The organism is Serratia sp. (in: enterobacteria) (genome assembly GCF_046715635.1).
In the GTDB taxonomy this organism is placed as follows: Bacteria; Pseudomonadota; Gammaproteobacteria; order Enterobacterales; family Enterobacteriaceae; genus Chania.
Genome location: NZ_JBKJYW010000247.1, coordinates 1 through 3,839, shown reverse-complemented (window position 1 = coordinate 3,839; position 3,839 = coordinate 1). Strand labels below are relative to the sequence as shown.

Below are 3,839 nucleotides of genomic sequence, written 5' to 3'. Positions count from 1 at the left end.
GGGAAAACCGCTGGAGTGGCGCTAACGTGCTGGGTGCCAGCTTTATTGGCTCCGATCTGTCCGGCGGGGAGTTCAATCAGTTTGACTGGCGGGCCGCCACCTTCAACCACTGCAATCTGACCGGCGCAGAGCTGGGGGAGATGGATATCCGCCAGGTAGATCTGGAGGGAGTACAGTTGGATAGCCAGCAGGTCGTCGGGTTAATCGATCGGCTGGGGATAATCCTGGTCAGTGACTCCTGACTGCCAGCCGCCATCACCGTACCTAATACGCCATTACGATAAATCATCGGCCATCGCCTTGATTTTATTGCGCCGTTCGCCAATGATTCCAAAACCCTTTCCCATCCCCAAGGATCCGTATGAACTCATCGGCCACTGTTCTCTACACTGATAGCGACTTTTTCAGCCCCTATGCCATGTCGACCTTTGTGGCGCTCACGGAGAAAGGCATGGCGTTTACCGTCAAGCCGGTAGATCTCTCACTGGGAGAACAGCAAAGCCAGGCCTACGGCAGCCTGTCGTTAACGCTGCGGGTACCGACGTTGGTGATGGGCAGCTTCCAGCTTTCCGAGTCTTCCGCCATTGAGGAATATCTGGAAGAGCTCCATCCCGCCCATCCGCTCTATCCGCGTGACATCAAACAGCGCGCCAAAGCCCGTGAGATCCAGGCATGGTTGCGTAGCGATCTGTTGCCGCTGCGGGCCGAACGCCCAACCGAGGTGATTTTCAGCGCGGTCAAATTTCCCCCATTAAGTGCAGACGCTCAACGGGCAGCCCAAAAACTGCTGACGGCGGCGGGAAAGTTGCTGAGCCACGGCCAGGATCACCTGTTCCACGAATGGTGCATCGCCGATACCGATCTGGCTCTGATGCTCAACCGGCTGGTGATACACGGCGATCAGGTACCGGAACCGCTCCGCCACTATGCACAAAAACAGTGGCAGCGCCCATCGGTGCAGGCGTGGTTGGCATTACCAGAGAAAATGCACGGTTAAAAAAACCGGCAGCCACGACGCCGCCGTTCTCAACGGTGAGAAACATCACTTCTTGCTCGGAGGAAGCACTCCCCGCCAGCGCAAGCCACCGGGGAGCGTTCAAGTCTTGAGGGTTAACAGCTTACGTCAATACACAGATATTTCAGTTCCAGATACTCTTCGATGCCGTAGCGAGAGCCTTCGCGCCCCAGCCCAGACTGTTTGATACCGCCGAAAGGCGCTACCTCGTTGGAGATCAAACCGGTATTGATGCCCACCATGCCGTATTCTAACGCCTCTGGCACCCGCCATTGGCGGGCAGCGTTTTGCGTAAACAGGTAAGCAGCCAGACCAAATTCGGTATCGTTGGCCATCGCGATAGCTTCCGCTTCGTCATGGAAACGGAACAGCGGCGCCACCGGGCCAAAGGTTTCTTCTTTGGCAAAGCGCATTTGCTGCGTCACACCGGTCACTACCGTCGGCTGGAAGAAGGTACGTCCCAACGCATGCGGCTGCCCGCCGGTCGCGATCTGCGCCCCTTTGATTAGCGCATCATCAATGTGGCTCTGCACTTTCTCTATTGCGGCCTCATCGATCAGCGGCCCCTGCGTCGTCCCTTCCTGTGTGCCATCACCGACTTTCAGTTGCTCAACCGCGGCCACCAGCTTATCCACCAGGCGATCGTAGATGCCGTCCTGCACGTAAATACGGTTGGCGCAAACGCAGGTCTGCCCGCTGTTGCGGAATTTGGAGGCCATGATCCCAGCGACGGCCGCGTCCAGATTGGCGTCGTCAAACACGATCACCGGCGCGTTGCCGCCCAGTTCCAGCGAAAGCTTTTTAATGGTTGGCGCACATTGGGCCATCAGGATGCGCCCAACCTCGGTCGATCCAGTAAAGCTCAGCTTGCGCACTACCGGGCTGTCGCACAGCACTTTACCCACCTGTGCCGCTTCGCCGGTTACCACCTGCAATACGCCTGCGGGAATACCGGCATCCTGCGCCAGTTTAGCCAATGCCAGTGCAGTCAACGGCGTCTGCTCAGCCGGTTTGACGATCATGGTGCAGCCTGCGGCCAGAGCTGGGGCCGCCTTACGGGTGATCATCGCCGCCGGGAAGTTCCACGGAGTGATCGCCGCGCAGACGCCGATAGGCTGTTTCACCACCACCAGACGTTGCGAAGCCTGTGGTGCCTGTAATACGGCACCGTCAACACGTTTGGCTTCTTCGGCGAACCAGGTAATAAACGAGGCAGCATAGGCCACTTCACCACGCGCTTCCGCCAGCGATTTCCCCTGCTCAGCGGTCATCAGCTGCGCCAGATCTTCCTGAGCCGCCATGATTTTATCTGCCCAGGCCAGCAGCAATACGGAACGCTGCTTGGCGGTCTGTTGCTTCCAGCCGATTTGTGCCTGCTGCGCGGCGTTAATTGCCTGCTGGGTTTCCTCTGCGCTCACCAGAGGTACCGTTGTCAGCTCCACACCGTTAGCCGGGTTGATCACGGCTTCACGCTTGCCGCTACGCGCATCGCACCACTCGCCGTTAATCAGGCATTGGCTACGCAGCAGGTCGGGATTTTGCAGTTTCATGGATATTGCTCCTTATTGGGCCAGCGCGCGGGAAAGGATTGCCAGCGCCTGGTTAAACTGGGCATCAGGAATGGTCAGTGGGTATAGGAAACGGATCACGTTACCGTTCACTCCACAGCTGAGTAGCAACAGTCCTTCTTCCTGGGCTTTTTGCTGTACCTGACGGGTAAACTCCGGCGACGGTTTACCGGTTGCCGGGTCGTTGAACTCTACTGCCACCATGGAACCCAGCGCGCGGATATCCACAATCGCCGGGCAGTGGCTGCGTGCCTGTTGCAGCACCTCTACCAAATGTTGCCCCAAACGCTGGGAGCGTTGGCACAACTGCTCTTCTTCAATCACATCCAATACCGCCAGCGCGGCAGCAACGGCTAATGGGTTACCGGCGTAGGTACCGCCAAGGCCGCCAGGGGCTGGGGCATCCATCACTTCAGCACGGCCCGCCACGGCAGACAACGGCATGCCGCCAGCCAGGCTCTTCGCCATGGTGATCAGGTCCGGTTTCACCGCATAGTGGTCCATCGCAAACAGTTTGCCGGTACGGGCAAAGCCGGTCTGCACCTCATCGGCGATCAACAGGATACCGTGTTGGTCACACAGCGTACGCAGCGCCTGCATGAATTCTGCCGGAGCCACGTTAAAGCCCCCTTCACCCTGCACCGGCTCCAGCACGATTGCAGCAACCTGCTTGGGATCGATATCGGCCTTAAAGATGCGTTCCAGGCTGTTCATGGCATCTTCGGTGCTGACACCATACAGCGCATTCGGATACTGGCCGTGGAACACGGAGCCAGGGAACGGGCCAAAGCCCAGTTTGTAAGGGGCCACTTTGCCGGTCAGCGCCATAGTCATATAGGTACGGCCATGGAAACCGCCGCCGAAGGTGATCAGGCCTGGGCGCCCGGTATAAGCACGGGCGATCTTCACCGCGTTCTCTACCGCTTCTGCACCAGTAGTAAAGAAGGCGGTTTTACAGGTGCCTTCGATCGGAGCGCGCTGGTTGATTCGCTCTGCCAGAGAAATATAGCTTTCATAAGGAACGATCTGATATGCCGTGTGGGTAAATGCCTGGAGCTGTTTTTCAATGGCAGCGATCACCTTGGGATGACGGTGGCCGGTATTCAGCACGGCAATGCCCGAGGCAAAATCGATCACCTCATTGCCTTCCACATCCCACAGGGTGGCATTTTCTGCACGCTCGGCGTAAAAACCACACATCACGCCAATCCCTCTTGGGGTAGCGGCCAGACGACGTTGATTCAGTTCTGCGTTTT

General features: G+C 57.9%; 4 protein-coding genes. 2 read left to right on the top strand and 2 right to left on the bottom strand.

Annotated features, from left to right (window positions below):
- Nucleotides 1-242 (top strand): pentapeptide repeat-containing protein (locus ACLQ7H_RS12235; RefSeq protein ID WP_411752902.1); only part of this gene is annotated, 242 nt, incomplete at its 5' end.
- A 119-nt stretch (nt 243-361) separates the two neighbouring features.
- Complete coding sequence (gene yfcF, locus ACLQ7H_RS12230) at nt 362-997, top strand: glutathione transferase (RefSeq protein WP_411752901.1); 636 nt, start codon at nt 362-364, stop codon at nt 995-997.
- Nucleotides 998-1,110: 113 nt separating this feature from the next.
- Here yfcF and ACLQ7H_RS12225 read toward each other — a convergent pair whose 3' ends face one another.
- On the bottom strand, nt 1,111-2,565 hold the full coding sequence (locus ACLQ7H_RS12225) for an NAD-dependent succinate-semialdehyde dehydrogenase (RefSeq protein ID WP_021180637.1): 1,455 nt from the start codon (nt 2,563-2,565) through the stop codon (nt 1,111-1,113).
- Nucleotides 2,566-2,577: 12 nt separating this feature from the next.
- Nucleotides 2,578-3,839, bottom strand: a 1,262-nt coding sequence (locus tag ACLQ7H_RS12220) for a 4-aminobutyrate--2-oxoglutarate transaminase (protein ID WP_411752900.1), incomplete at its 5' end; no start/stop codon positions are given.

Excerpts from the sequence above, each read along its gene's own strand:
- yfcF (WP_411752901.1), top strand. The coding sequence starts at position 362 with ATGAACTCATCGGCCACTGTTCTCTACACTGATAGCGACTTTTTCAGC.
- ACLQ7H_RS12225 (WP_021180637.1), bottom strand. The coding sequence starts at position 2,565 with ATGAAACTGCAAAATCCCGACCTGCTGCGTAGCCAATGCCTGATTAAC.